The 665-nt window shown below is 44.7% G+C and carries 1 protein-coding gene; it reads right to left on the bottom strand.

Features of this window, described 5'->3' with window-relative positions:
- On the bottom strand, nucleotides 1-665 hold a 665-nt coding region (locus ABD909_RS06940; RefSeq protein ID WP_345097233.1), incomplete at both ends, for a DUF7146 domain-containing protein.

The raw sequence follows: 665 nt of genomic DNA on the forward strand, positions 1-665 counted from the left end.
ACGCATCATGCCACTGGTGGAAAGAGACGCCCATACATTCACGGGCTCTGATAACAACCCAGACAGCAGAGACAGACCGGTTTCTATCCTCACACAAATAACCAGATGTTTTGGATTATCTTCGCTTAAGTACACAGCACCGCCCATGACAGATCCCAACATGGCTTTTGCTGGCTTCTGATCTGTTTTGCAGCCATTGGCTTTTAAAAAGGTCCTATGAATGGCAAAAGAGCCAGCCCCCTTAACAAGAGCAACCAACGCGGGCAGTGTTATTCCTAAGGGGTGTGGACAGTTGTCGTGAAATCGTAAATCAGCAGGCAATTCACACGTAATACCCCGCATGCGTAAATAGGTTTCTGCTAAAGTATCTTTGATCGATTGGCTTTGTTGCCAAATTGCTTTTGCTTTTTCTGCTTTCTGTTTTGCTCGTTTAAGATCAGCACAAAACTGTTTTGAGAAAGAGAGCGTGTGATCATAAGCTTTATCCAAAAAGGCTTGTTTCCCCAGTAAGCCAATTCTAATAAGCGCTTGTATAATCTCTCTAAAAGAGCAGCCAGCATAACAATAGAGTAAGAGACGCCCATCATTTCCATTGGCAAGGGATAAGCTAGGCAATTGATCATCATGGGCTGGACAACGGGCTGTTCCATAACGCCCATGCCAAA

It is taken from the genome of Bartonella acomydis, assembly GCF_039543025.1.
Taxonomy (GTDB): domain Bacteria; phylum Pseudomonadota; class Alphaproteobacteria; order Rhizobiales; family Rhizobiaceae; genus Bartonella; species Bartonella acomydis.